Below are 23,719 nucleotides of genomic sequence, written 5' to 3'. Positions count from 1 at the left end.
CGCAACACGCCGCCGCGGGCTTTGCGATCCCGCTGCGCGCAACCGGTGAGCATGCGGCCTTGCGGCGCCATGGTGGGGGAATGACTTCCACAGAGACGAAACGCGTGGCCGATTCCGAACTGGACGACGTCTTCCGTCCCCTCTTCGATCGCATCGCCGAGGGCGCTGTCGCCCGCGAAACCGACCGCGAACTGGCACACGCCGAGATCGCCGCCCTGCGCGCGGCGCGCTTCGGCGCGCTGCGGGTGCCGGTGGAGTTCGGCGGCTACGGCGCGAGCGTGCGCCAGCTGTTCCGGCTGCTCATCGACCTCGCCGCCGCCGAATCGAACCTGCCGCAGGCGTTGCGCGTGCACTTCTCCTTCGTCGAGGACCAGTTGCTGGCGGCCGCGGGGCCTGCACGCGAGCGGTGGCTGCGCGCGGTGACCGAGGGCACCCTGGTCGGCAACGCCATCACCGAGCCCGGGGTCGGCGCGGTCGACCGGTATCGGACCCGGCTCACTCGCGACGGCGAACACTGGCGGCTCGACGGCACCAAGTTCTACAGCACCGGCTCCCTCTACGCCGACCACATCCTCGTCGCCGCCGACCGGGACGGCGAACGGGTGGGTGTGCTGGTCGGCGCCCACGCCGACGGGGTGCGTCAGCACGACGACTGGGACGGTTTCGGGCAGCGGCTCACCGCCAGCGGCACCACGGAATTCACGGCGGTGCGGGTCACCGAGGAACAGATCCTCGGCCCCGGCTACGGCGTGCCCGGCCCCACCTACGCGACCTCCTACCTGCAGCTGGTCCAGCTCGCGGTGCTCGCAGGCATCGCCCAGCGCGCGGAAAGCGATGTGCGGGAATGGGTCTCGCGGCGCACGCGCGGATACACCCATTCCGCCGCCGACCTGCCCCGCCACGATCCGCTGGTGCAGCGGGTGATCGGCCAGCTGTCGGCGGCCGCGTTCTCCGCGCGCGCGAACGTCCTCGCCGTGGCCGACCTGCTCGACGAGGTCCTCGCCGCGGGCGCGACCGATGACAAGGCGCTCACCGCTGTCGAACTCGCCGCCGCGCAGGCCCAGCTCGCGGTGATCGACACCGTGCTGCCCGCGACCAGCCTGCTGTTCGAGGTGGGCGGCGCGTCCATCGTGTCCGAAGGGCTGCGCCTGGACCGGCACTGGCGCAACGCGCGCACCATCTCGGTGCACAACCCCGCCATCCAGAAGGCCAGAGCTGTCGGCGATCACTTGCTCAACGGCACCGACCTGCCGTTCGGCTGGAGTGCCGGGGAACGCGTCGCGGCCGTCGGGTCCACCCGATGACCCGACGGATCCGGTTCAACGCCTTCGACATGAACTGCGTGGCGCACCAGTCGCCCGGCCTGTGGCGCCACCCCGACGACCAGTCGCACCGCTACAAGGAACTGAGCTACTGGACCGAGCTCGCCCAGCTGCTCGAACGTGGCCGCTTCGACGGCGTCTTCATCGCCGACGTCCTGGGCATCTATGACGTCTACGGCGGCAACGATCTCGCCGCCCTGCGGGAGGGCGCGCAGGTGCCGGTGGCCGATCCGCTGCTGCTGGTGACGGCGATGGCCGCCGTCACCGAGCACCTCGGCTTCGGCATCACCACGGGAACCGGCTTCGAGCACCCCTTCCCGTTCGCCCGGCGGCTGTCCACGCTGGACCATCTCACCGGCGGCCGGGTCGGCTGGAACGTGGTGACCGGCTATCTGCCCTCGGCCGCCCGCAATCTCGGTGCCGACGACCAGCTCGACCACGACGACCGCTACGACCAGGCCGATGAATACCTCGAGGTGCTCTACAAGCTCTGGGAGGGCTCCTGGGAAGACGACGCGGTGGTGCGCGATGTGGATCGTGGCATCTACGTGGACCCGGCGAAGGTGCATCACATCGGCCATCGGGGGCGGCATTTCACCGTGCCGGGCATCCATCTGTCCGAGCCCTCGCCGCAGCGCACCCCGGTGATCTACCAGGCGGGCGCCTCCCCGCGCGGCGTGCGCTTCGCCGCGGAGAACGCCGAGGCCGTGTTCGTGGCAGCGCCGTCGAAACGCGTACTCACCCAGACGGTGTCGCGGGTCAGGGACGCGCTCGAGGCGGCGGGTCGTGACCGGTACGCGGCCCGGATCTACGCGCTGGCCACCATCGTCACCGATGCCACCGACGCGGCCGCCCATGCCAAGCACGAGGAGTACCTGTCCTACGCGAGTGTGGAGGGCGGGCTGGTGTTCATGTCCGGCTGGATGGGGATCGACCTGTCGCGCTACGACCTCGACGACCCCATCGGCGACGTGCAGAGCAATGCCATCCAGTCGGCGGTCGCCGCGTTCCAGGAGTTCGACGACGACGGCCGCGAATGGACCGTGCGCGACATCGGCCGCTGGGCCGGCATCGGCGGCATGGGCCCGGTGTTCGTCGGGTCGGGACAGACCGTCGCCGACCAGCTCCAGGACTGGGTCGCCGAGACCGATCTGGACGGGTTCAACCTGGCCTACGCGATCACCCCCGGCTCGTTCGAGGACATCGTGCGTTACGTGGTTCCGGTGCTGACCGCCCGCGGCGCCTATGCCGCCGAGTACGAGCCCGGCACCCTGCGGCACGCGCTGTTCGGCGCGGGCGACCGGCTCCCGGACGACCATCGCGGCGCGAGCTACCGGGTGGGCGGCCGGAATTCGACCGTCCTGCCGGACGCGGAGTCGAGGCCGGGCTCGATCGTCGCGGCCATCGATTCCCGCTGATCGCAACCCTGCTGCGGCGGAACGGAATCCAGCACCATGGCCGATATGACATCGCAGAATCCCGCTTCACGTTCCACGCGTTCGGCCGCGATCGTCGGCGCCGGACAGACCGGCGTCACCGCGGCGCTAGGTCTGCTCGACGCCGGCTTCGAGGTCACGCTCTACAGCGACCGAGACCAACAGGCCCTCCGCAACGACGTTCCCGCCACCGGCACCGCCCTGGAATTCGGGGTGACCCAACAGGCCGAGCTGGCCCTGGGTCTGGACACCTACACCGCCAGGGCGCCCCGCCACACCGGACTCAGCGTCCGCATCGCCGACCCCGACCGCAACGAGCTGATCGCCTTCGACGGCGAGTTCGACGGCTACGTCGGCGTCGCGGTCGACACCAGGCTCAAGGCCGACGAGCGACTCACCGCGTTCCGCGAGCGCGGTGGTCGGTTCGTCGTCGAGCAGGTCACCCCGGAATCCCTCGACGGGATCGCCGCCCAGCACGACCTGACCCTGGTCGCGACCGGTCGCGGTGGCCTGTCGGAGCTGTTCCCCGTCGACCCCGAGCGCACCGTCTACGACACGCCCCAGCGCTCGCTGCTCACGGTCACCGTCACCGGTCTCGGCCACGACCCCGGTGTGTTCGCCCATCGCAGTCCCGCGGGCGGCGGCCACAGCGGGTTCTCCATCTTCGCCGATCAGGGCGAGGGCTGGTGGGGGCCCTATCTGCACAAGGACGCCGGTCCGAGCTGGGCGTTCCTGGGCTGGGCGCGGCCGGGCAGCGACTGGGCGGCGCGGTTCGGCGCGGCCGATTCGGCCGCGTCGGCGCACCGGATCGTCACCGAGCTCTACCGCGACTACATCGACTGGGATCTGCCGGAGGTCCTGGCCACCCAGGTGATCGAGGACGATCCGCACTCGTGGCTCGAGGGCGCCGTGCGACCGGTGGTTCGCGCCGGTGTCGGCCGGACCGCGAGCGGGCACCCGGTGGCCTCGCTGGGCGACACCTCCGTCGCCTACGACCCGATCGCCGGGCAGGGCGCGCAGAGCGGGCTGATCCAGGCGCAGCGCCTGGTCGCCGCGGCCGCCGTCCACGACGGCGCCTTCGACGAGGCCTGGATCGCCGGGCGCTACGGGGAGTTCCTCGCCGCGCGCAGCGATGCCGCCGCCAAGGTGACCCGGTTGTTCCTCAGCGATCCGGAGTTCGCCGACATCGGCGGGCAGTTCTTCGCCGCCGCCGCGGTGGAGCCGCGGTTCGCGAGCGCGCTGGTCGGCCTGCTGCACCATCCGCAGCCGTTCCTCGGGATCGACACCGCCGAACAGGCGGGCGCCTACATCGAGGAGATCACCGGCGTGCCCGCGACCGAGGTGCTCGCCCGGTTCCAGCCGGCGGGCAGATTCGCCCGGTCGGAGTACGCGGGCGCGCTCACCCGCGCCTGAGCTGTCACCAACCCCGTCCGCCGCGGCCGATCCTGCCGGCCGCGGCGGACTATTGCGCTGTGCGCACGAATTCGAAGGTGCCCGGCTTGTGCGGTGCGTTGGTGGTGAGCGTGCCGGTGATCCGCCCCGGTCCGGGATCGAACGAGATCTGGGTACCGCCGGTCCCGGAGACCAGTTGCCGTACAGTGCCGGTGGCCCCGGTGTCGAGATTGCGCCAGTCGACGGTGACCTCCACCGCGCATGGGCCGATCCCGTGCAGGGCGCTGACCAGGCCGAAGTAGGGCGTGTTCGGTCCGAAGACCGTCGCGAAATGGATGTGTCCGACGCACAGGCCGCCGCTGGTGAGGGTGATCGCGTCGTCGAGCAGGCCGCGATCGGCCGCGGCCACCGGCGCGAGCGCGCACAGTGGCGCCGCGACGACGGCCGCCGCGATGAGGGCCCGAATGGTCGTACCGCCGAGATGCATGGCAAGCCTCTTCGTGTCGGTTGGCTGAGAACCCGGGCGAGGTCTGGGCGACCCCGCGATTCGACCCTAGCGCGACGAGGAAACTCCCATTATTCCGGAAGTTCGGAACAGTTCCGCTATGCGCACCGTAGATGCGTCGAATACACTCCCTTCGTGTCGAATCTGCGGATCAGTGAAGTAGCGGCGTTGATGGGTGTCAGTGATGACACCGTCCGCCGGCACATCGATCAGGGCAGGCTCACCGCGATCCAGCTCGACAGCGGCCGCAAGGGCATCGATGGGCGCGAGCTCGCCGAGTTCCTGCAGCAGAACAGCGAACCGGCCCCGCCGGGCACCACCGTCGCCACCTCGGCCCGCAACCGGATGCGCGGGATCGTCACCCGCATCGTCAAGGACACCGTGATGGCGCAGGTCGAGATCCAGGCGGGACCGTTCCGGCTGGTGTCGCTGATGAGCCGGGAGTCCGTCGACGAGCTCGGGCTCGACGTCGGCAGCATCACCGTCGCCTCGGTGAAGTCCACCCATGTCGTAGTAGAAATCCCGGAAAGTTGACGAGGTCGACGATGATGCGCAGTATCGGCGTGGCACTGACGGTCGGCGCGGTGGCCCTGACCGCGGTCGGGTGCGGCACCGACACCGCCGCCGACCAGGCGCAGGGCGGCACGGTCACCGTCTTCGCCGCGGCGTCGCTGACCGGGACGTTCACCGAGCTCGGCAAGCAGTTCGAGGCGGCCCATCCCGGGACGAAGGTGGTCTTCGGTTTCGGCGCCAGCTCCGCGCTGGCCGAGCAGATCAAACAGGGCGCCCCCGTCGACGTGTTCGCCTCGGCGGCGCCGAAGAACATGCAGCAGGTGGTGGACGCGGGCGAGGTCACCGCGAAGCCGGTGACCTTCGTGCGCAACCGCCTCGAGATCGCCGTGCCGCAGGGCAACCCGGGCCGGGTCACCGGATTGGCCGACTTCGCGAAGCCGGAGGAGAAGATCGCCCTGTGCGCCGAGCAGGTGCCCTGCGGTGCGGCGGCGAAGACGGTGTTCGAGGCCGCCGGGATCACCCCGCAGCCCGATACCCGCGAAGCCGACGTCAAGGCGGTGCTGACCAAGGTCACGCTGGGCGAGGTCGACGCCGCGCTGGTGTACCGCACCGATGTGCTGGCCGCCGGCGACAAGGTGCAGGGGCTGGACTTCCCGGAGTCGACCACGGCGATCAACGACTATCCGATCGCCGCGCTGGCGAAGGCGCCCAACGCCGCAGCCGCGGCGGCGTTCGTCGAGTTCATCGGGTCCGACCAGGCGCGGGCCGTCTTCGCCGGAGCGGGGTTCGACACGCCGTGATCGGGGCGACGCGACGACGGGCGGTCCGGGGACGGCGACCGCTGATCCTGGTCGTGCCCGCCGTGTGCGCGCTGGCCTTCCTGGTACTGCCGATGATCGGGCTGCTCCTGCGCGCGCCCTGGCGCACCCTGCCCGAGCGGCTGACGAGTGCCGAGGTCGGCCAGGCGTTGCGGCTGTCGCTGGTGTGCGCCACCTCGGCGACCGTCGTGTGCGTGGTGTTCGGTATTCCGCTGGCCTGGCTGCTGGCCCGGGGTGAGGTGCGGGGGCTGGGCATCATCCGGGCCCTGGTGACCGTCCCGCTGGTGCTGCCGCCGGTCGTCGGCGGTGTCGCGCTGCTGCTGGTGCTCGGCCGGCGCGGGGTCCTCGGGCGCTATCTCTACGAGTGGTTCGGGTTCTCCCTGCCGTTCACCACCGCCGGTGTCATCGTCGCGGAGGCCTTCGTCGCCATGCCGTTCCTGGTGATCTCCGTCGAAGGCGCGCTGCGGGCGGCCGACCCGCGCTACGAGGAAGCCGCCGCGACGCTGGGCGCGTCGCGGTGGCTGACCTTCCGCCGGGTGACGCTGCCTTCGGTCATGCCCGGCGTGATCGCCGGTGCGGTGCTGTGCTGGGCCAGGGCACTGGGGGAGTTCGGTGCCACGATCACCTTCGCGGGCAGTTTCCCCGGCACCACCACGACGATGCCGCTGGCGGTCTACCTCGCGCTCGAAACCGACCCCGAGGACGCCATCGTGCTCAGCCTGGTACTGCTCGCCGTCTCGGTGGCCGTGCTGGCCGCCCTGCGCGATCGATGGACGCGAGGACCACTGTGACCCTGGATGTCGCGCTGCGGGTGCGCCGATCGCGCTTCACCCTCGACATCGCGTTCGAGGTCGCTGCCGGGGAGGTCGTGGCGCTGCTCGGACCCAACGGCGCGGGCAAGACCACGGCGCTGCGCGCGCTGGCCGGGCTGGCCCCGCTCGACGACGGTTTCATCCGGCTGGGCGATCACGTCTGGGATATCCCGCCGAGCCGATTCGTGCCCGCCGAACAGCGCGCGGTCGGTGTGGTGTTCCAGGACTACCTGCTGTTCGCGACCATGAGCGCGCTGGACAATGTCGCGTTCGGGCTGCGGGCGCGCGGCGCGCCGCGCCGGACCGCGAACGAGCGTGCCGCGCGCTGGCTCGAGCGCGTCGGCCTGGGCGACCAGCTGGCGGCCAAACCCCGCTCGCTCTCGGGCGGCCAGGCCCAACGCGTCGCGCTGGCCCGCGCGCTGGCCACCGAGCCCGCGCTGCTGCTGCTCGACGAACCCCTGGCCGCGCTCGACGCCGCCACCCGGCTCCAGGTGCGCGCCGAACTCGCCCGTCATCTCGGCGAATTCACCGGCCACACCGTCCTGGTGACCCACGACCCGCTGGACGCGATGATCCTGGCCGACCGCCTGGTCATCATCGAGAACGGCCGCGTCGTGCAGGAAGGCGTGCCGCGCGAGGTCGCCCAGCGACCACGCACCGACTACGTCGCCCAGCTGGTGGGGCTGAACCTCTATCGCGGCACCGCCGACGGCACGACGGTCCTGCTCGACGGCGGCGGTGCGCTCACGATCGCCGAACCCGCTTCGGGCGCAGTCCATCTCGCGTTCGCCCCGCACGCGGTGAGCCTGTACCCCGAGCCGCCCGTCGGCAGTCCGCGCAACACCTGGCAGACCACGGTGACCGGGATCGAACAGCACGCGCACCTCACCAGGGTGCGGCTCGACGGCGCGCCCCCGGTGCTGGCCGAGGTCACCCCCGCGACGGTCGCCGAATTGCGCCTGCACGGCGGGACGACGCTGTGGGCCTCGGTCAAGGCGACCGAGATCCGCACCTACCCGGCCTAGCCGATCCCGCCGGGCCCGCGCCGGCCTGCCGATAGCATCGGGCTGGCCGTCACGTTCCGCGTCCTCAGGAGGTCACCGTGCCCGACTACGATTCCCACGCGGGTCAGCGGCCCGCGGCATGGTACGAGAACTGGACCGAGGGCCCCGATTCCCCGTGGCGAGACCGGCCCGACCCCGGTGCCGAGCGGGAGTACCGCACGCTGACCTACGAGCGGGACGGCCGCATCGCGCGCATCACCTTCGACCGGCCCGACAAGGGCAACGCGATCACCCCGGATACGCCGGTGGATCTCGCGCACGCCGTCGAGCGGGCCGATCTCGATCCCCGCGTGCACGTCATCCTGGTCTCCGGCCGCGGCAAGGGTTTCTGCGGCGGATACGACCTGGATATGTTCGCCGAACAGGGTTTCGCGAGTGCCGGCGGTTCCGACGAGGTCACCGGCACCGCGATCGATCCGGTCGCGCAGGCGGTCAACCACAATCCGTGGGGCACCTGGGACCCGATGCTCGACTACGCCATGATGAGCCGGTTCAATCGCGGCTTCGCCAGCCTGCTGCACGCGAACAAACCCACGGTGGCCAAGCTGCACGGCTTCGCCGTGGCAGGCGGAACCGATATCGCCCTCTACAGTGACCAGATCATCTGCGCCGACGACACCAAGATCGGCTACCCGCCCACCCGGGTCTGGGGCATCCCGGCCGCGGGCATGTGGGCGCACCGCCTCGGCGACCAGCGCGCCAAGCGCCTGCTGTTCACCGGCGACTGCCTGACCGGCAAGCAGGCCGCCGAATGGGGCCTGGCGGTGGAGTCCTGGCCCGCCGACCAACTCGACGCGCGCACCGAGGAACTGGTGGAGCGGATCGCGCGAATGCCGGTCAACCAGTTGATGATGGCCAAGCTGGCCCTCAACTCCAGTCTGCTGGCCCAGGGCGTCGCCACCTCCGGCATGGTCAGCACCGTCTTCGACGGCATCTCCCGGCACACCCGCGAGGGCTACGCCTTCCAACTCCGTTCGGCCACTGTCGGATTCCGAGAGGCCGTGCGGGAACGCGACGAGCCCTTCGGCGACCACAAACGAGGCACGCCCGGGCATCAGGACTGAGCCGCGGACCGGGGATCACACAGGGCGCGCAACGCCGGGCCCGCGGTGTGGCGAACGAAGTCGCAGTCCGCCAGGTGCTCGGCGTTGCCCAGCTCGACGGTCAGCTCGACGGATTCGGTGAATCGGTAGGGGCGACTGGTCAGCACGGCGCCGAGCACCCGCCGCAACCGGGAGACCTCCGCCCGGACCGCGACCGCGTGGTCCGGATCGCCGAACAGGGCGTTGCTCAGCTGGAGCACCGTCATCCCGTGTCGGCCGGACAGGTGCAGGAGTAGCAGGATCTCGGCGTGGCGGGCCGAGAGCGCACTGCGCCACCCGGATTCGCCGCCGTGCACGTTGATCGTCGGCGGCCCGGACAGATCGAGTTCGAGCCGGGTGCTGCGGGAGCCGGAGTCCGGCCGGATCAGCCAGCCGTCGGCGAGCTGTTCGGCGACGCACGGGCCGAGCCCAGGGACGGTGATCGCGCGCTCGGCGTGCGGTGCCGCGACCCGGCGGGTGGCGGTGACGCCGATCGCCTGGGCGACCCAGCCGTGCTCGTCGACCAACACGGCGGGCCCGGTGAGGGCGACCAGGGCGGGCGCGGCGGCGGCGCGCAGCCGGGCGAGCCGGTCTTCGTGATGACGCCACAGCTGTGCCTCCGCGAGCCGCACGCCGGTGGCGACCAGGGCGGTGACGGCCGGATGCAGGGTCAGGGCGGGGCCGCTGATGTCGACGATGCCGAGGAGTTCACCGGTGCGCGGGTCGTGGATCGGTGCCGCGGTGCAGTACCAGGGGTGCTGGAACTGCTCGAAGTGTTCGCCCGAGAACAGTTGCACCGGAGCGGCTTCGGTGAGCGCCGTGCCGATCGCGTTGGTGCCGACCGCCTCCTCGGTCCAGCGTGCGCCCTCGCGGAACCCCAGCGAATCCGCGCGATGGCGGACCTTCGCCGAACCGTGCCGCCACAGCACCACGCCCTCGGCGTCGGTGACGACGAGCATCAGCTGCGAGCTGGCCTCGGCCAGGCACGACACCGTCTGCGTCAGCTCCGAGATCACCGTGGTGAGCGAGGATGCGCGGCGCCGCCGTTCGAGGTCGTCCACGCCGAGCATCGTGCGGGCCCGGGGCCGATCGGGCACGAGACCGGCCGCCAGTACCCGCGACCACGAGCGCGCGACCAGTGGCCGCGGCCGCAACGGCGAGCGGCCGCCGCCGATGACGGCCTCGTGCATCCGGATGAGATCGCGCGCGTAGCCCGACAGATCGGTGCCGGGTTCGACCGCGCCGAAATCGCTCACGATTCTCACCCCTTCATCCGGTCGAGCGGCGGTGCAACGCACTGCAACGATTGTGCCACCAGCCCCCGGTGGCGTGTGCTCTAGGTCACAGAATGTGGAGGAGGATTCGATGACCCAGACACTCGATCCCGCGGTGCGCGGATCGGACGCGGCAGATCCGCGGCAGCGGGTGGACGCCTGGCTGACGGCGTTCGAGGCGGCGCTGGCCGCACGCGATATCGATACGGCGGCAAGCATGTTCGCCATCGACAGCTTCTGGCGCGACCTGGTCGCGTTCACCTGGAACATCAAGACCGTCGAGGGCCGCGCCGGCGTGGCCGACCTGCTGCGGGCCCAGCTCGCCGATACCGATCCGTCCGGATTCCACACCACCGAACCGCCCACCGAGGCCGACGGGGTGATCAGCGCGTGGATCGGTTTCGAGACCGGCGCTGGCCGCGGCGTCGGTCATCTGCGACTCACCGACGCGGGCGCGTGGACGATGCTGACCGCGTTGCAGGAGCTGAAGGGCCACGAGGAGGGCAAGGGGACCCGCAGGCCCAAGGGCGTGCGCCACGGCGCCGACCGGGAGCGGGTGACCTGGTCCGAGCAGCGCGAACGCGAAGAGCGGGAACTCGGCTACACCCGGCAGCCGTATGTCCTGATCGTCGGCGGTGGACAGGGCGGCATCGCGCTCGGCGCGCGGATGCGCCAGCTCGGCGTTCCCGCGCTCGTCGTCGACAAGCACGACCGGCCCGGTGACCAGTGGCGCAAGCGCTACAAGTCGCTGTGCCTGCACGATCCGGTCTGGTACGACCACCTGCCGTATCTGCCGTTCCCCGACAACTGGCCGGTGTTCGCGCCCAAGGACAAGGTCGGCGACTGGCTCGAGATGTACACGAAGGTGATGGAGGTGCCCTACTGGACCAAGACCACCTGCACCTCGGCGCGCTACGACGACGCCTCGGGCGCCTGGACGGTCGAGGTCGAGCGCGACGGCGAACCGGTGGTGCTGCGCCCGCGGCACCTGGTGCTGGCCACGGGCATGTCGGGCAAGCCGAACATCCCGGATTTCCCCGGCAGGGAACGCTTCCGCGGCGACCAGCACCACTCGAGCGGGCATCCCGGACCGGACCGGTACGCGGGCAAGCGCGCGGTGGTGATCGGCGCCAACAATTCGGCGCACGACATCTGCGCGGCGCTGTGGGAGGCCGGCGCCGAGGTCACCATGGTGCAACGATCGTCCACCCACATCGTGAAGTCGGATTCGCTGATGGAACTCGGATTGGGCGACCTGTACTCCGAGCGGGCGCTGGCGGCCGGGATGACGACGCACAAGGCCGATCTCACCTTCGCCTCGCTGCCGTACCGGATCATGCCCGAGTTCCAGATCCCGGTCTACGACGCCATCCGCGAACGCGACGCCGACTTCTACGCGCGGCTGGAACGCGCGGGGTTCGACCTCGACTGGGGCGACGACGGCTCCGGGCTGTTCATGAAGTACCTGCGGCGCGGCTCCGGCTACTACATCGACGTCGGCGCCGCCGAACTCGTCGCCGACGGCGAGATCGGCTTGGCCCACGGCCAGGTCAGGGAACTCACCGAGGACGCGGTGATCCTCGACGACGGCACCGAACTGCCCGCCGACCTGGTCGTTTACGCCACGGGCTACGGCTCGATGAACGGCTGGGCCGCCGATCTGATCGGCCAGGATGTCGCCGACGCCGTCGGCAAATGCTGGGGATACGGTTCCGGTACGGCCAAGGATCCCGGACCATGGGAAGGGGAGCTGCGCAATATGTGGAAGCCGACCCAGCAGCAGGGCCTGTGGTTCCACGGCGGCAACCTGCACCAGTCCCGGCACTACTCGCTGTATCTGGCGCTCCAGTTGAAGGCCCGCTTCGAGCAGATCCCGACACCGGTGTACGGAAAGCAGGAGGTTCACCATCTGAGCTGATCGACCCCGCCGGGACTGCTCGGCCGACACCGGCCGGGCAGCCTCCGGCTCCGCCGAACGTTCTCGCGGTACACCGGAACAGTTCAAGTTCCGGCCACCGCGGACCGACGCCCCAGCGGTACGGTTCCCGGCTCGGACGTCGTCGTGCGGAAGGAGAATCCGAGCGGATGGTTCGCCGGAACGAGGGCATCAGCCGGCGCGGTGCGCTGATCGCGGCGGGCGCCGCGATCGGTGTCGGGGTGCTGGGTCAACCGCCGCGGGCGGGCACGATCCGGCGTCCCGCGACCGTCGGTGCGGTCGGGGCCGGGCAGCGGGCGGAGCTGGCGGAACGGGCGATCGCGGCGCGGCACGTGCGCTCGCTGTGGGGGGTGCCGCGGCGGAGCCTGGGCGCGCTGGTGTGGCCCGCGTCGCCGGTGGAACAGTCGTTCGGACGCTGGTGCTACTGGTGGCAGGCGCACCTGGTCGACTGCGCGATCGACGCCGCCCACCGTGATCCGACGCCGGCCCGCAAGGACCGGGTCGCGGCCCTCGCGCTCGGGATCCGCACCCGCAATGTCACCGGCTGGACCAACCGGTACTACGACGACATGGCGTGGCTGGCGCTGGCACTCGAGCGCGCCGACCGGCTGCTCGACATCCGGTTCGGCCACGCGGTCGACGACCTGCGATCCGCCCTGCTCGACGGCTGGAACGCCGAGCTCGGCGCGATCCCGTGGCGAGCGGGCGACGGCTACTACAACACCCCGGCGGTCGGCCCCGCCGGGATCGCGCTGGCCCGGCTGGGCGATCTCACCCGCGCGCGCCGGCTCGCCGACTTCCTGCACACCCGCCTGCGCGATCCCGTCAGCGGCGTGACCCTCGACGGCGTCCACGAGCCCGACGGACGGGTCGACCGGACCGTCCACACCTACTGCCAGGGCGTGGCGATCGGGCTGGAAACCGAATTGGCGGTGCGCACCGGCGACGCCGCGCACCGGGACCGCGCGGCGGCACTGGTCGCGGCCACCGGCACCGAGCTGACGGACGGAGGCGTGATCCTCGCGGCCGCCGCGAACGATTCCGGGTTGTTCATGGGTGTCCTCGCGCGCTACCTCGCCGAAACCGCGCTCGCCCTGGGCGATACCACCGCCGCGGCCATCGTGCACGCGTCGGCGCGGGCGGCCTGGGAACACCGCGCCGAGGTCGACGGGCTGCCGCTGTTCGGCATGGACTGGACCCGCCCGATCGCCGAGGTGCGGTATCCGAGCTCGCTGCTGCATCTCGAAGGGCCCGAGACCGCGTCGGCGGCGAACCTGAGCCGCGATCTGTCGGTGCAGCTGAGCGCGTGGATGCTGCTCGAGGCCGACCACCAGCTCACCGCCGCCGGACGGTGACCGCGCTGTGTCGGACCCCGATGCGAGACTCGGCACGTGCGATGGGCAGTGGCGGAGACGGGTGAGGGTGGCGCGCGTCTGTGTCCGCTGGACGCCGACGGCAGACCCGCGGGACCGATCGTCGACGAACCCTCGTTGATCGAGGCCGTGCGCTCGCGCCCGGACGTCGAGCGGTGGGTGTGGCGATCGACCGCCGAGATCTACCGGCCCCTGCTCGCCGCCGGGGTGCGGGTCGAGCGCTGTTACGACGTGGAGGCCGCCGAGGCGCTGCTGATCGGGCACGAGGAGGGTCAGTTCGGGCAGGCCCGGTCGCTGGCGGCGGCGTGGGCCCGTCTGCACGGGCTGGCCGTCCCGCCGGACGCTCCCGTGCGGGCCGCCGAAACCCAGCCGTCGCTGTTCGATTCGGGCCCGGTGCCGCTGCCGCCCGGCACCGACGAGTTCGCGGCGCTGGTGGCGGTCTACGAGCGACAGGTCGCCCGGACCGCGCGCACCGAGCACCCGGATCGGATGCGGCTGCTGCTGGCGGCCGAGTCGGCGGGCATGCTCGTCGCCGCGGAGATGGGCCGGTCCGGGATTCCGTGGCGGGCCGACATCCATCGGGCGCTGCTGGACACGATGCTGGGCGAACGGTTTCCGGGCACGCTCGAACCCCGCCGGATGGCGGAACTGGCCGACGAGGTCTCGCGAGCCTTCGGCGGCGGAGTCCGGGTGCGGCCCGATCTGCCCAACGACATCATCAAGGCGTTTTCCCGGGCCGGCATCCTGGTGTCCTCCACCCGGAAGTGGGAACTGCAGCAGATCGACCATCCCGCCGTCGCGCCGCTGCTGGCCTACAAGTCGCTGTACCGCGTGCACACCGCGCACGGCTGGTCCTGGCTCGAGCAGTGGGTGCACGGTGGCCGCTTCCGGCCCGAGTATCTGCCCGGCGGCACGGTCTCGGGCCGCTGGACGACCAATGGTGGTGGCGCCCTGCAGATCCCGAAGGTGATCCGGCAGGCGATCCGCGCCGACCCGGGCTGGTCGCTGGTCGTCGCCGACGCCGATCAGATGGAACCGCGCATCCTGGCCGCGATCTCGCGCGACCCGGCCCTGATGGAGGTGGCCGGTCGCGGCGAGGACCTGTACGCCGATCTGGCGGCCCGCGGCTTCGGCGGTGACCGCGCCCAGGCCAAACTCGCGCTGTTGGGCGCCATCTACGGTCAGACCTCCGGCGATGCCCTCACACACATGGCGGCGCTGCGCCGGCAGTATCCCGCCGCGGTCGCCTACGTCGACGACGCGGCGCACGCCGGGGAGGAAGGTCGTCTGGTGCGCACCTGGCTGGGCCGCACCTGTCCACCGGTCGAGGCCACCGCCCCGGATTTCGCCGAGAACGGCGCGGGCTTCGCGGGGACGCCCGCGGCGCGAGCACGCGGCCGGTTCACCCGCAACTTCGTGGTCCAGGGCAGCGCCGCCGACTGGGCCCTGCTGGTCCTGGCCGCCATCCGCCAGACGATCGCGCAGGCCGGGCTGCGCGCCGAGATGGTCTTCTTCCAGCACGACGAGGTGATCGTGCACTGTCCGGAGGAGGAGTCCGCGACGATCGTCGCCGCGATCGCCGCGGCCGCCGACACCGCGGGCCGACTGGCCTTCGGCCCGACGCCGGTGCGCTTCCCCTTCACCACAACGGTGGTGCAGTGCTATGGCGACGCCAAATAGGACATCGCGCGCTCACCCCGCCGAGAACCACCCGCCGACCGCCGGTGCGGTGTTGTGCCAGAGGTGTTTGGTCTCCTGGTATTCGGCCAGGCCGGTGGGCCCGAGTTCGCGGCCGATGCCGGAGCGGCCGAAGCCGCCCCACTCCGCGGCCGGGGTGTAGACACCGAAATCGTTGAGCCACACCGTGCCGTGCCGCAGGGCACGGACCACCCGTTCGCCACGGGCCGGATCGGCGGTGCGGACACCGGCGGCCAATCCGTAGGCGGTGTCGTTGCCGAGGGCGACGGCCTGGGCCTCGGTGGTGAAGCGCTCCACGGTGAGAATGGGCCCGAAGGTTTCCTCGCGGACGATGCGCATCGACCGATCGCAGTCGTCGAAAATGGTGGGCAGGTAGTAACTGCCCGCGGCCAGCGCGGGATCGTCCGGGCGCCGACCACCGGCGATCAGCCGCGCACCCTCCGAGAGGCCCAGCGCGACATACGCTTCCACCTTCGCACGATGCTCGGGGGAGACCAGCGGGCCGGTCTGCGACGACGGATCCCTGCCGGGACCCACCCGGATCGCGGACGCGCGCCGGGCGAGCTCGGCCACGAACTCGTCGGCGATCGACGCGTGCACGATGAGCCGCGTGCCCGCCGAACACACCTGACCGGAGTGCAGGAAGGCACCGGTGAGTACCGCGTCGACGGCGCTGTCGAATTCGGCGTCGGCGAAGACGAGGTGCGGGTTCTTGCCACCGAGCTCCAGCGCGACGCGCGTGATGTGCCGGGCCGCCCGGCTCGCGATCCCCGCCCCCGTGCTCGCGCCGCCGGTGAACGAGATCAGGTCGACGTCCGGGCTGTCGGTGAGCGCGGCGCCCACCACATCGCCGCTGCCCAGCACGAGATTCACCACGCCGGCGGGTACCCCGGCCCGGTCGAGCAAGCGCACCAGCGCGATCGTCGACAGCGGGGTGACCTCGCTGGGCTTGACCACCACGGTGCAGCCGGCCGCCAGCGCGGGCGCGATCTTCCACGACAGCTGCAGCAGCGGATAGTTCCATGGCGCGATGAGCGCGCACACCCCGACCGGCTCGTGCACGACGCGGCTGATCACCGCCGGGTTCCCGGTGTCGACGAGACGGTCGGTGTCGGTGGTGACCAGGTGCGCGTAGTAGCGGAACACCGCGATCACGTCGTCGATGTCGAGGTAGCTCTCGCGCAGGGTCTTGCCGGTGTCGGCCGTCTCGATCCGGGCCAGGTCGTCGCGATGGGCGTCGAGCAGTTCGGCGACGCGCACCAGCAGCGCGGAGCGCTCGGCTTTCGGGGTCGCGGGCCACTCGCCGGTCGCGAAGGCGGCGCGGGCCGCCGCGATCGCCGCCGCCACGTCCTCGGGGCCCGCTTCGTCGACGATGGTGAGCACGCCGCCGTCGGCCGGATCGTGGACGGCCCTCGTGCCGCCGTGGACCGGCCGCGCCCAGCGCCCGTCCAGGTAGAGGCCGGGGGAGCGCAGGAGCGGCTCGTCGGTGAGGACCATTCGGGAGTCTTGCCTCTCGCTCGAGCCGGGGTGCGCGGACCAAGGTACGCGACGCCGGAAAGAGCCACGTCCACGGGCTGTGGGCGAGCGATACGGGTTCTGCTCGGGCTGAGTTCAATCCTGGTCGCGCCGGTGCGCGGATGGTTTCGTGTGATCCGGAACGTCCCGGTTCGAGCGAAAGGCCTCCGTATGTCCGTCGATGACGCAGCCGTCCCCGCGACCGGGGTGCGGGTGGTCGAGCTCGGTGCGCACCTGGGGGCACGGATCGAGGGCGTGCGGCTCGGTGGCGAGCTCGACGCCAGGACCGTCGCGACCGTGCGTGCCGCGCTGCACGAGCACAAGGTGATCTTCTTCCGCGGTCAGCACCACCTCACCGAAGACGGGCAGTACGAGTTCGCGCAGCTGCTCGGCACCCCGACCACGCCGCACCCCACCGTCACCTCGGCGGGCGCGAAGAGCCTGGCCATCGACTCACATCAGACCCGTTCCAACGTCTGGCACACCGATGTCACCTTCGTCGACCGGGTGCCCAGCGCCTCGATCCTGCGCGCCGTCGCGCTGCCCAGCTATGGCGGCTCGACCACCTGGGCCTCGACCGTCGCCGCCTACGACGCGCTGCCCGCGCCACTCAAGCTGCTGGCCGAGAACCTGCGCGCGCGGCACACCAATCGCTACGACTACGCCGCCGACATCGAGGACCGGCCCGACGACCGGGATCGCACCTACCGCAGCGAGTTCGAGTCGACCTACTTCGAGACCGAACATCCGGTCGTGGAGGTCCACCCCGAGACCGGCGAACGCGCTCTGCTGCTCGGCTGCTTCGTGAAGGAGATCGCCGGGCTGTCGAGCTCCGAATCGCGGGCGCTGTTGCGGCTGTTCCAGGATCGGGTCACCCGCCTCGAACACACCACCCGCTGGGACTGGTCGCTCGGCGACGTCGCCATCTGGGACAACCGCGCCACCCAGCACTACGCGGTCGACGACTACGACGGCAGCGAGCATCGCAGGCTCACCCGCATCACCCTGGCCGGCGCGGTCCCGGTGGGTGTCGACGGCACGACCAGCACGGTGATCGCGGGCGACGCCGCCGACTACGCGAGTGCCCCGCCGAAGCGCGCGGCCTAGGAATTGGCCGCCACCGCAACACCTCCAGAGCTGCGGGTCCCCGGCCGAACGCAGGTCATGGATTACCCTTCGACGGCACGTACGTCCGGTGATCACGCGCGCACAGGCCCTGACCGGCCCGGCCCGACGATGGGATTCCCGTGAACCTGTGGAGTTATGTCCGGGGGCGGGGGGAGGTGCTGACCTTCCTCACCTACCAGCACGCCTCACTGGCCTTCCAGACCGTGCTGGTCGGTACGGTTGTCGCCATCCTCGTGGCGGTGGCCGTCTATCGCCTTCCGCTGGCCTCGGCGCTCACCCTCACCTCGAGCCGGGTCGCGCTGACGATTCCCTCGCTGGCCCTGCTGGCGCTGCTGCTGGTGCCGTTCGGGCTCGGGGTCGTGCCGTCGTTCATCATGCTGGCGTTCTTCGCGGCGCTGCCGGTGATCGGCAACGCCATCGTCGGCCTGCGGTCGGTACCCCCCTCGGTGATCGAATCCGCGCGCGGAATCGGGTTGTCGCGCTGGCGGATCCTGCTGACCGTCGAATTCCCGATCGCCTGGCCGGTGATCCTCACCGGCATCCGGGTCTCGACCCAGATGATCGTCGGCGTCGCGGCCATCGTCGCCTACGTGCTCGGCCCGGGGCTCGGCTCGCTCATCTTCAACGGCCTGTCGCGGCTCGGCGGGGCCAATGCCCTGGAGATGGCACTGACCGGCACTCTGCTCATCGTCGCGATCGCGTTGGTGTTCGACGCGCTCCTCGTCCTGCTCGGACGGCTCACGATCGCCAAAGGACTGACATGACCGATGTGACCAGCCAGCCCGCCCCGGCGACGCCGGAGCGCAATGTGACCGGGGCGTCGATCACGCTCGACGGGGTCGTCAAGCGATACAAGGGGCAGGACAAGGCCGCGGTGCAGCGGCTCGATCTGGAGATCGACGCCGGCGAGATCGTGGCGTTCGTCGGGCCCTCGGGCTGCGGCAAGACCACGACGCTGAAGATGATCAACCGGCTGATCGAGCCGACCGAGGGCCGGATCTTCATCGGCGGCCGCGACGTCACCAGGGAAGACCCCGACAAGCTGCGCCAGTCGATCGGCTACGTGATCCAGTCCGGTGGCCTGTTCCCGCACTGGTCGGTGGCCAAGAACATCGGCGCCATTCCCCGGGTGCTCGGCTGGGATAAGAAGCGCATCGCCGAACGCACCGAGTACCTGCTGGATCTGGTCGGTCTCGACCCCGCCACCTTCGCCGACCGGCTGCCCAAGGACATGTCCGGCGGTCAGCAGCAGCGTGTCGGTGTGGCCCGTGCCCTGGCCGCCGATCCGCCGGTGCTGCTGATGGACGAACCGTTCGGCGCGGTCGACCCGATCACCCGGGTTCGCTTGCAGGACAGCCTGATCGCGATCCAGCACGAACTCGGCAAGACCATCGTGATCGTCACCCACGATTTCGAGGAAGCCACCAAACTCGGCGACAAGGTGCTCATCCTGTCCGAGGGCGGGCACGTCGAGCAGTACGCGCGCCCGGAGGAGATCCTCACCGATCCGGCGACGCCGTTCGTGGAGGAGTTCGTCGGATCCGGCGCGAAGCTGGCGTATCTGACGGTCTCGCGGGTGCGTGATGTCGACTACGACCCGGTCACCACGGCACGGATCGGCGAACCGGCGCAGACGGTGATCGAGCGGGCGAAGGCGGCCGGGCACACCTGGGTCGTGGTCGTCGACGCGGCGGCCCGCCCGCGCTCGTGGCCCTCGCTCACCGAGGTGGCCAGCAAGCCCGAGGTCTCCGACTATCTGGATCGCAGACTGCCGGTGGTCGCGCAGTCCTCCACCCTCAACGACGCGCTCGACGCGATGCTGGCCGCCAGTCAGGGCGCCACGCTCGTCACCGACGGTCGTGGCGCGGTCGTCGGGTCGCTGAGCATCGGGTCGGTGACCGACGTGATCCAGACCAAGCTGGCCGAGAACCATGCCGCGGAGGCCGCGCCGTCCTACGAGACCTATGTCGACGGGTCCGACCCGACACCGACGCCGGTCGTCGCCGCCGCCGACGACACCGCGACGGCCGAACCGTCATGAGCCGGCTGCGCCGCGTGCCGATCGACGTGTGGTTCGAACCGATCATCATCGTGGTGATCGGCGTCGGCTATCTGCTCTGGTACCGGTCGACGACCTTCACCGCCACCGAGCAGGCCTCGCTCGGCTGGTCCAATCTGCAGAGCACCATCGGTGCACACATCCGGCTGACCGTGGTCGCCACGGTGATCGTGGTGGTGGTGGCGATACCGCTCGGCATCGCGCTGACCAGGCCGGCGCTGATGCGCTTCGAGCCGATCGCGGTCAATATCGCCAATATCGGTCAGGCCGCGCCCGCCGTCGGCCTGCTCGTGCTGTTCACGTTCTGGCTCGGCACCGGGTTCCGCACGGCGATCGTGGGTTTGGTGGTGTACGCGGTGCTGCCGATTCTGCAGAACACGATCGTCGGTCTGCGGCAGGTGGACCAGCGCACGATCGAAGCGGCGCGCGGCATCGGCTTGTCCGCGGCGCGCACGCTGGTCCAGGTCGAGCTGCCGCTCGCGGTGCCGGTGATCCTCAACGGCGTGCGCACCGCGCTGGTCATCCTGGTCGGCACCGCGACGCTGTCGACGTTCATCGGCGCGACCAGCCTGGGCACCCTGATCACCACCGGTGTCACCCTGTTCCTGCCCAAGCTGCTGATCTCCGGTGCGATCCTGGTCGGGCTGCTGGCGCTGATCATCGATTGGCTCGGCCGGCTCGTCGAACTGGCCGCGACCCCGCGAGGTATCTCATGAGGCGACGGCTGGTCCCGGTGGTGTCCGCGCTCGTCGCGACGCTGGCCCTGCTCGGCGGATGTGGGCTGGTGAGCTCCTCGGGCACCTTCCACGACGCCAGTCTGCCCGGCGGCGAACGCCCGCTCGACGGCGCCGCCATCGTGGTGACGTCGAAGAGCTTCACCGAAGGGGTCCTGCTCGGCAAGATCACCGCGACCTACCTGGCCGCGGCGGGCGCCTCGGTCACCGACCTGACCGGCGCGCCGGGGTCGGCCTCGTCGCGTCAGGCCCAGCTCAACGGTGACGCCGATGTGCTCTGGGAGTACACGGGCACCGGCTGGGTGAACTACCACAACCAGACCGAGACGATCGCCGACCCGCAGGAGCTGTGGCAGCGCGTCCACGACATCGAGAAGCGCGACTACGACCTCGAATGGCTGGCCCCGGCCAACTTCAACGACACCTACGCCTTCGCCGCGTCCGCGCCGACCGCCCAGCGCTTGGGTGTGCGGTCGCTGAGCGACGTCGCCGCCCTGCCCGTGGCCGAGCGCACCTTCTGTGTCGACGACGAATTCTTCAGCCGCTCCGACGGTTTCCTGCCGATGCTGCAGAAATACGGGATCCCCTACAACGATCCGAACGGCGTGCCCTCGGGCAATGTCACCAGGATGGACGCCGGCGTCGTCTACACCGCGACCGCCAAGAGTCAGCCCTGCAATTTCGGGATGGTCTACACAACCGACGGCCGCGTCAAGAACCTGAACCTGACCGTCCTCGACGACGACAAGAAGTTCTTCCTGCCCTACAGCGGCACGGCCGTGGTCCGGGGCGTGGTCATCGAGAACCATCCCGAACTCCGCGCCCTGCTCGGCACCGTCTCCGAGCGCCTCACCGACGAGCTGATGCAGGAGCTCAACGGTCGCGTCGACATCGACGGCGAGGACCCGGCCGATGTGGCCTACGACTGGTTGAAGAGCGAGCGCCTGATCGAGTAGCGCAGTCGCCGAGACCGGCGGGTGGACTCTCGCGCGAGCGGCAGGTCGACGCCCTGTCGTGTGTCCTGGTGCGCGCACCGGCATTCGATGCGACAAGAACGATTCCGTACGGCGGCACGCTGATGTGCCCGAGGCCGCGGGGCGGTCGATCGGCCCGGTGTCCTGCCCGGCGACGCGGCGGTCGGTGGGCGCTGGGTGACATTCGACGAGGTACTGACAACTGTACCTAATGGTATGGTCGCCCGGCGGTGCGTGCGACGGTGCAGCCCGGAAAGGGCTCGGCCATGGGATATCCGATCGAACGTCGTGGGTTCCTGCGTGCCGCCGGGGCGGGACTGCTCGGCGCGGCGCTGTTCGAGACCTCCGCCGCCGCGACCCCGGCGCCGGCGCGTGGTCCGCTGCTCTTCGCGTCCCCGGCGGTCGAGCCGTTCGTGGACGAGCTGCCCCGGTTGCCGGTGGTGCGTGGTGACCGGCTCGACGTCGTCGCCTCGACCACCATCCATCGCTTCCATCGCGATCTGCCGCCGTCACCGGCGCTGGGCTACAACGGGATGACCTATCTGGGGCCGACTGTCGAACACCGGGCGGGCACGCCGCTGCGCCTGCGGTTCGCGAACCGGATGACGACCCATCCGCTGGCCGCCGACATGGACACCACCCTGCACGGCGTCGACGAGAGCTTCCGGACCTCGCCGCCGTCCTCGCTGCACCTACACGGTGGGGTGACCCCACCCGACAGCGACGGGCATCCGGAGCAGCTGGTCCATCCCGGTGGCGACATCGACCACGATTTCCCGCTGGCGCAGGACGCCGGACACCTCTGGTATCACGACCACGCGATGGGCATCACCCGTATCAACGTCTACGCTGGACTGGCCGGATTGCTGCTGCTCCGAGACGAATTCGACACCGGTGCGCCCGGGAACCCGCTGGGCCTGCCCGCCGGGGAGTTCGAGGTGCCGCTGGTGTTGCAGGAGAAGCTGTTCACCGCCGAGGGGCGCCAGTCGGTCCGGTCGACGCCGGTCGTCCCGCAGGGGGCCTGGGAAGGTGGGGCGGTCGGGGACGTCGGGGTGGTCAACGGCAAGATCTGGCCCCACCTGCCGGTCGCCCGCGGTCTCTACCGCTTCCGGCTGCTCAACGCGGCGTCGTTCAGTGTGTGGAATCTGTTCTTCGGCAACCGGATGCGGTTCTGGGTGATCGGGAACGATCACGGACTGCTGGACGCGCCGGTCACGGTGCACGAGCTGCGCCTGGCACCCGGTGAACGGGTGGACGTGCTGGTCGACTTCGCCGGGCTCGCGCCGGGGGAGACCGTCGAACTGCGCAACGACGAGGCGCCGGTCTTCCAGGCGGCGATCCTCGGCGAGGTCGCGATGCCGGTGTTCTGTCAGTTCCGCGTGCAGGATCGGCCCGGCTTCACGGGCGGCGTGCCGGAACGGTTGCGCGGCGGCCCCGTTCGGCCACCGGTGCTGCCGCCGCTCGCCACACCGACCGTGCGCCGCGATGTCACGGTGAGTCAGCCCTACGAGCTGCGGGTGCCGCCCGCGATCATGTCGCTCAACAACCTCACCTTCGCCAGCCCGGAGATCGAGCGTCCGCGGCAGGGCACCGTCGAGCAGTGGAACATCATCAACATCACGCCCGACCCGCACCCGATCCACCTGCACCTGGTGACCTTCCGGATTCTCGGACGCGCACCCCTGCGCACGGTCGACTATCAGCTGGCGCATCCCCAGCCGCCGATCGGGCAGCGGTGGGCGCCGGCGGCCGACGGGTTCCTGGCGGGTCCGATGGTGCCGCCCCAGCCGTGGGAGGCGGGCTGGAAGGACATCGTGCGGGTCGACGGCGGCACCGTGACCAGCATCATCGTCCGATTCCCGACCGCGGCGGAACTCGGCTTCGATCCCGACGCGACCTTCCCCCGCCGGATCGCGACCGAGTTGCGCGGCGCGGATTCCCACGGCGGGCACCGCACCGGTGACCACGCGGGCCGCTCGTCCGCGGAGTTGCAGGGCTACGTGTGGCACTGCCACCTGCTCGATCACGAGGACCACGACATGATGCTCAAATACCGCATCGTGCCGTGACGCCCCACTTTCCAT

The 23,719-nt window shown here is 70.7% G+C and carries 20 protein-coding genes; 17 read left to right on the top strand and 3 right to left on the bottom strand.

Annotated features, from left to right (window positions below; all coding sequences use genetic code 11):
* Window positions 1–80: 80 nt before the first annotated feature.
* The 3 genes from ACIO52_RS19990 to ACIO52_RS19980 are packed head-to-tail and all read left to right on the top strand — an operon-like array spanning window position 81 to window position 4,171.
* The gene (locus tag ACIO52_RS19990) at window positions 81–1,304 is read left to right on the top strand and encodes an acyl-CoA dehydrogenase family protein (protein ID WP_402645711.1); all 1,224 of its coding nucleotides are present in this window, start codon (window positions 81–83) and stop codon (window positions 1,302–1,304) included.
* Window positions 1,301–2,740: an LLM class flavin-dependent oxidoreductase gene (locus ACIO52_RS19985; RefSeq protein ID WP_402645708.1), complete on the top strand. Its 1,440-nt coding sequence runs from the start codon at window positions 1,301–1,303 to the stop codon at window positions 2,738–2,740. Before ACIO52_RS19990 ends, ACIO52_RS19985 begins: the two co-directional genes overlap by 4 nt.
* A 45-nt stretch (window positions 2,741–2,785) precedes the next feature.
* Entirely contained in the window at window positions 2,786–4,171 is a 1,386-nt protein-coding gene (locus tag ACIO52_RS19980; RefSeq protein WP_402645705.1) for a styrene monooxygenase/indole monooxygenase family protein, read from the top strand.
* A gap of 49 nt (window positions 4,172–4,220) precedes the next feature.
* Here the strand turns inward: ACIO52_RS19980 and ACIO52_RS19975 are convergent, their stop codons facing one another.
* Window positions 4,221–4,637, bottom strand: coding sequence for a hypothetical protein (locus ACIO52_RS19975; protein ID WP_402645702.1), 417 nt, complete (start codon window positions 4,635–4,637; stop codon window positions 4,221–4,223).
* 153 nt (window positions 4,638–4,790) lie between these two features.
* Here ACIO52_RS19975 and ACIO52_RS19970 point away from each other — a divergent pair, with 153 nt between their 5' ends.
* From ACIO52_RS19970 to ACIO52_RS19950, 5 genes are all read left to right on the top strand, one after another.
* Window positions 4,791–5,189, top strand: a complete 399-nt coding sequence (locus ACIO52_RS19970) for a molybdopterin-binding protein (RefSeq protein ID WP_218720419.1) — start codon at window positions 4,791–4,793, stop codon at window positions 5,187–5,189.
* A gap of 11 nt (window positions 5,190–5,200) precedes the next feature.
* Window positions 5,201–5,968 carry a molybdate ABC transporter substrate-binding protein gene (modA, locus tag ACIO52_RS19965; protein WP_342800321.1) on the top strand — a complete coding sequence of 256 codons (768 nt, stop codon included), beginning with the start codon at window positions 5,201–5,203 and terminating at the stop codon, window positions 5,966–5,968.
* Window positions 5,968–6,777 (top strand): molybdate ABC transporter permease subunit, encoded by an 810-nt coding sequence (gene modB, locus ACIO52_RS19960; protein WP_218720562.1) that lies wholly within the window; start codon window positions 5,968–5,970, stop codon window positions 6,775–6,777. The genes modA and modB overlap by 1 nt, the downstream gene beginning before the upstream one ends.
* Window positions 6,774–7,823 carry an ABC transporter ATP-binding protein gene (locus ACIO52_RS19955; RefSeq protein ID WP_402645698.1) on the top strand — a complete coding sequence of 350 codons (1,050 nt, stop codon included), beginning with the start codon at window positions 6,774–6,776 and terminating at the stop codon, window positions 7,821–7,823. The genes modB and ACIO52_RS19955 overlap by 4 nt, the downstream gene beginning before the upstream one ends.
* 77 nt (window positions 7,824–7,900) lie before the next feature.
* Window positions 7,901–8,926 (top strand): crotonase/enoyl-CoA hydratase family protein, encoded by a 1,026-nt coding sequence (locus tag ACIO52_RS19950; RefSeq protein ID WP_218720414.1) that lies wholly within the window; start codon window positions 7,901–7,903, stop codon window positions 8,924–8,926.
* Here the strand turns inward: ACIO52_RS19950 and ACIO52_RS19945 are convergent.
* On the bottom strand, window positions 8,917–10,200 hold the full coding sequence (locus ACIO52_RS19945; RefSeq protein ID WP_402645695.1) for a transcriptional regulator: 1,284 nt from the start codon (window positions 10,198–10,200) through the stop codon (window positions 8,917–8,919). The two genes, ACIO52_RS19950 and ACIO52_RS19945, sit on opposite strands and share 10 nt — an antisense overlap.
* Before the next feature lie 109 nt (window positions 10,201–10,309).
* On the opposite strand from ACIO52_RS19945, the gene ACIO52_RS19940 reads away from it, so the two are divergent.
* The 3 genes from ACIO52_RS19940 to ACIO52_RS19930 all read left to right on the top strand — a co-directional run bounded on the left by ACIO52_RS19940 (window position 10,310) and on the right by ACIO52_RS19930 (window position 15,207).
* Window positions 10,310–12,136, top strand: a complete 1,827-nt coding sequence (locus ACIO52_RS19940; RefSeq protein WP_402645692.1) for an NAD(P)-binding domain-containing protein — start codon at window positions 10,310–10,312, stop codon at window positions 12,134–12,136.
* Window positions 12,137–12,303: 167 nt separating this feature from the next.
* Window positions 12,304–13,509 carry a glycoside hydrolase family 76 protein gene (locus ACIO52_RS19935; protein ID WP_402645689.1) on the top strand — a complete coding sequence of 402 codons (1,206 nt, stop codon included), beginning with the start codon at window positions 12,304–12,306 and terminating at the stop codon, window positions 13,507–13,509.
* Between the two features lie 36 nt (window positions 13,510–13,545).
* A complete protein-coding gene (locus ACIO52_RS19930) occupies window positions 13,546–15,207 on the top strand; it encodes a bifunctional 3'-5' exonuclease/DNA polymerase (RefSeq protein WP_402645686.1) in 1,662 nt (553 codons plus the stop codon).
* 12 nt (window positions 15,208–15,219) lie between these two features.
* On the opposite strand, the gene ACIO52_RS19925 is transcribed toward ACIO52_RS19930, so the two are convergent.
* Window positions 15,220–16,722: an aldehyde dehydrogenase family protein gene (locus tag ACIO52_RS19925; RefSeq protein ID WP_402645683.1), complete on the bottom strand. Its 1,503-nt coding sequence runs from the start codon at window positions 16,720–16,722 to the stop codon at window positions 15,220–15,222.
* Between the two features lie 189 nt (window positions 16,723–16,911).
* On the opposite strand from ACIO52_RS19925, the gene ACIO52_RS19920 reads away from it, so the two are divergent.
* The 6 genes from ACIO52_RS19920 (at window position 16,912) to ACIO52_RS19895 (ending at window position 23,704) form a co-directional block, all read left to right on the top strand.
* Complete coding sequence (locus ACIO52_RS19920) at window positions 16,912–17,847, top strand: TauD/TfdA dioxygenase family protein (RefSeq protein WP_402645680.1); 936 nt, start codon at window positions 16,912–16,914, stop codon at window positions 17,845–17,847.
* 140 nt (window positions 17,848–17,987) lie between these two features.
* Window positions 17,988–18,632, top strand: coding sequence for an ABC transporter permease (locus ACIO52_RS19915; protein WP_316574896.1), 645 nt, complete (start codon window positions 17,988–17,990; stop codon window positions 18,630–18,632).
* A complete protein-coding gene (locus tag ACIO52_RS19910; protein WP_402645675.1) occupies window positions 18,629–19,909 on the top strand; it encodes an ATP-binding cassette domain-containing protein in 1,281 nt (426 codons plus the stop codon). Before ACIO52_RS19915 ends, ACIO52_RS19910 begins: the two co-directional genes overlap by 4 nt.
* On the top strand, window positions 19,906–20,643 hold the full coding sequence (locus ACIO52_RS19905) for an ABC transporter permease (RefSeq protein ID WP_218720400.1): 738 nt from the start codon (window positions 19,906–19,908) through the stop codon (window positions 20,641–20,643). Before ACIO52_RS19910 ends, ACIO52_RS19905 begins: the two co-directional genes overlap by 4 nt.
* Window positions 20,640–21,617 carry a glycine betaine ABC transporter substrate-binding protein gene (locus ACIO52_RS19900; protein ID WP_342800281.1) on the top strand — a complete coding sequence of 326 codons (978 nt, stop codon included), beginning with the start codon at window positions 20,640–20,642 and terminating at the stop codon, window positions 21,615–21,617. Before ACIO52_RS19905 ends, ACIO52_RS19900 begins: the two co-directional genes overlap by 4 nt.
* 284 nt (window positions 21,618–21,901) lie before the next feature.
* A complete protein-coding gene (locus ACIO52_RS19895; RefSeq protein WP_402645670.1) occupies window positions 21,902–23,704 on the top strand; it encodes a multicopper oxidase family protein in 1,803 nt (600 codons plus the stop codon).
* Window positions 23,705–23,719: the final 15 nt, after the last annotated feature.

The organism is Nocardia sp. NPDC087230 (assembly GCF_044744725.1).
Classification (GTDB): domain Bacteria; phylum Actinomycetota; class Actinomycetes; order Mycobacteriales; family Mycobacteriaceae; genus Nocardia; species Nocardia canadensis.
The sequence above is the reverse complement of the archived record's forward strand: the minus strand, read 5'-3'. Positions and strand labels throughout refer to the sequence as shown.

What these genes read in the sequence shown, in the direction of transcription:
- ACIO52_RS19990 (WP_402645711.1), top strand. Translation starts at nt 81, where the DNA reads ATGACTTCCACAGAGACGAAACGCGTGGCCGATTCCGAACTGGACGAC.
- ACIO52_RS19985 (WP_402645708.1), top strand. Translation starts at nt 1,301, where the DNA reads ATGACCCGACGGATCCGGTTCAACGCCTTCGACATGAACTGCGTGGCG.
- ACIO52_RS19980 (WP_402645705.1), top strand. Translation starts at nt 2,786, where the DNA reads ATGACATCGCAGAATCCCGCTTCACGTTCCACGCGTTCGGCCGCGATC.
- ACIO52_RS19975 (WP_402645702.1), bottom strand. Translation starts at nt 4,637, where the DNA reads ATGCATCTCGGCGGTACGACCATTCGGGCCCTCATCGCGGCGGCCGTC.
- modA (WP_342800321.1), top strand. Translation starts at nt 5,201, where the DNA reads ATGATGCGCAGTATCGGCGTGGCACTGACGGTCGGCGCGGTGGCCCTG.
- ACIO52_RS19940 (WP_402645692.1), top strand. Translation starts at nt 10,310, where the DNA reads ATGACCCAGACACTCGATCCCGCGGTGCGCGGATCGGACGCGGCAGAT.
- ACIO52_RS19935 (WP_402645689.1), top strand. Translation starts at nt 12,304, where the DNA reads ATGGTTCGCCGGAACGAGGGCATCAGCCGGCGCGGTGCGCTGATCGCG.
- ACIO52_RS19925 (WP_402645683.1), bottom strand. Translation starts at nt 16,722, where the DNA reads ATGGTCCTCACCGACGAGCCGCTCCTGCGCTCCCCCGGCCTCTACCTG.
- ACIO52_RS19920 (WP_402645680.1), top strand. Translation starts at nt 16,912, where the DNA reads ATGTCCGTCGATGACGCAGCCGTCCCCGCGACCGGGGTGCGGGTGGTC.
- ACIO52_RS19910 (WP_402645675.1), top strand. Translation starts at nt 18,629, where the DNA reads ATGACCGATGTGACCAGCCAGCCCGCCCCGGCGACGCCGGAGCGCAAT.
- ACIO52_RS19905 (WP_218720400.1), top strand. Translation starts at nt 19,906, where the DNA reads ATGAGCCGGCTGCGCCGCGTGCCGATCGACGTGTGGTTCGAACCGATC.
- ACIO52_RS19900 (WP_342800281.1), top strand. Translation starts at nt 20,640, where the DNA reads ATGAGGCGACGGCTGGTCCCGGTGGTGTCCGCGCTCGTCGCGACGCTG.
- ACIO52_RS19895 (WP_402645670.1), top strand. Translation starts at nt 21,902, where the DNA reads ATGGGATATCCGATCGAACGTCGTGGGTTCCTGCGTGCCGCCGGGGCG.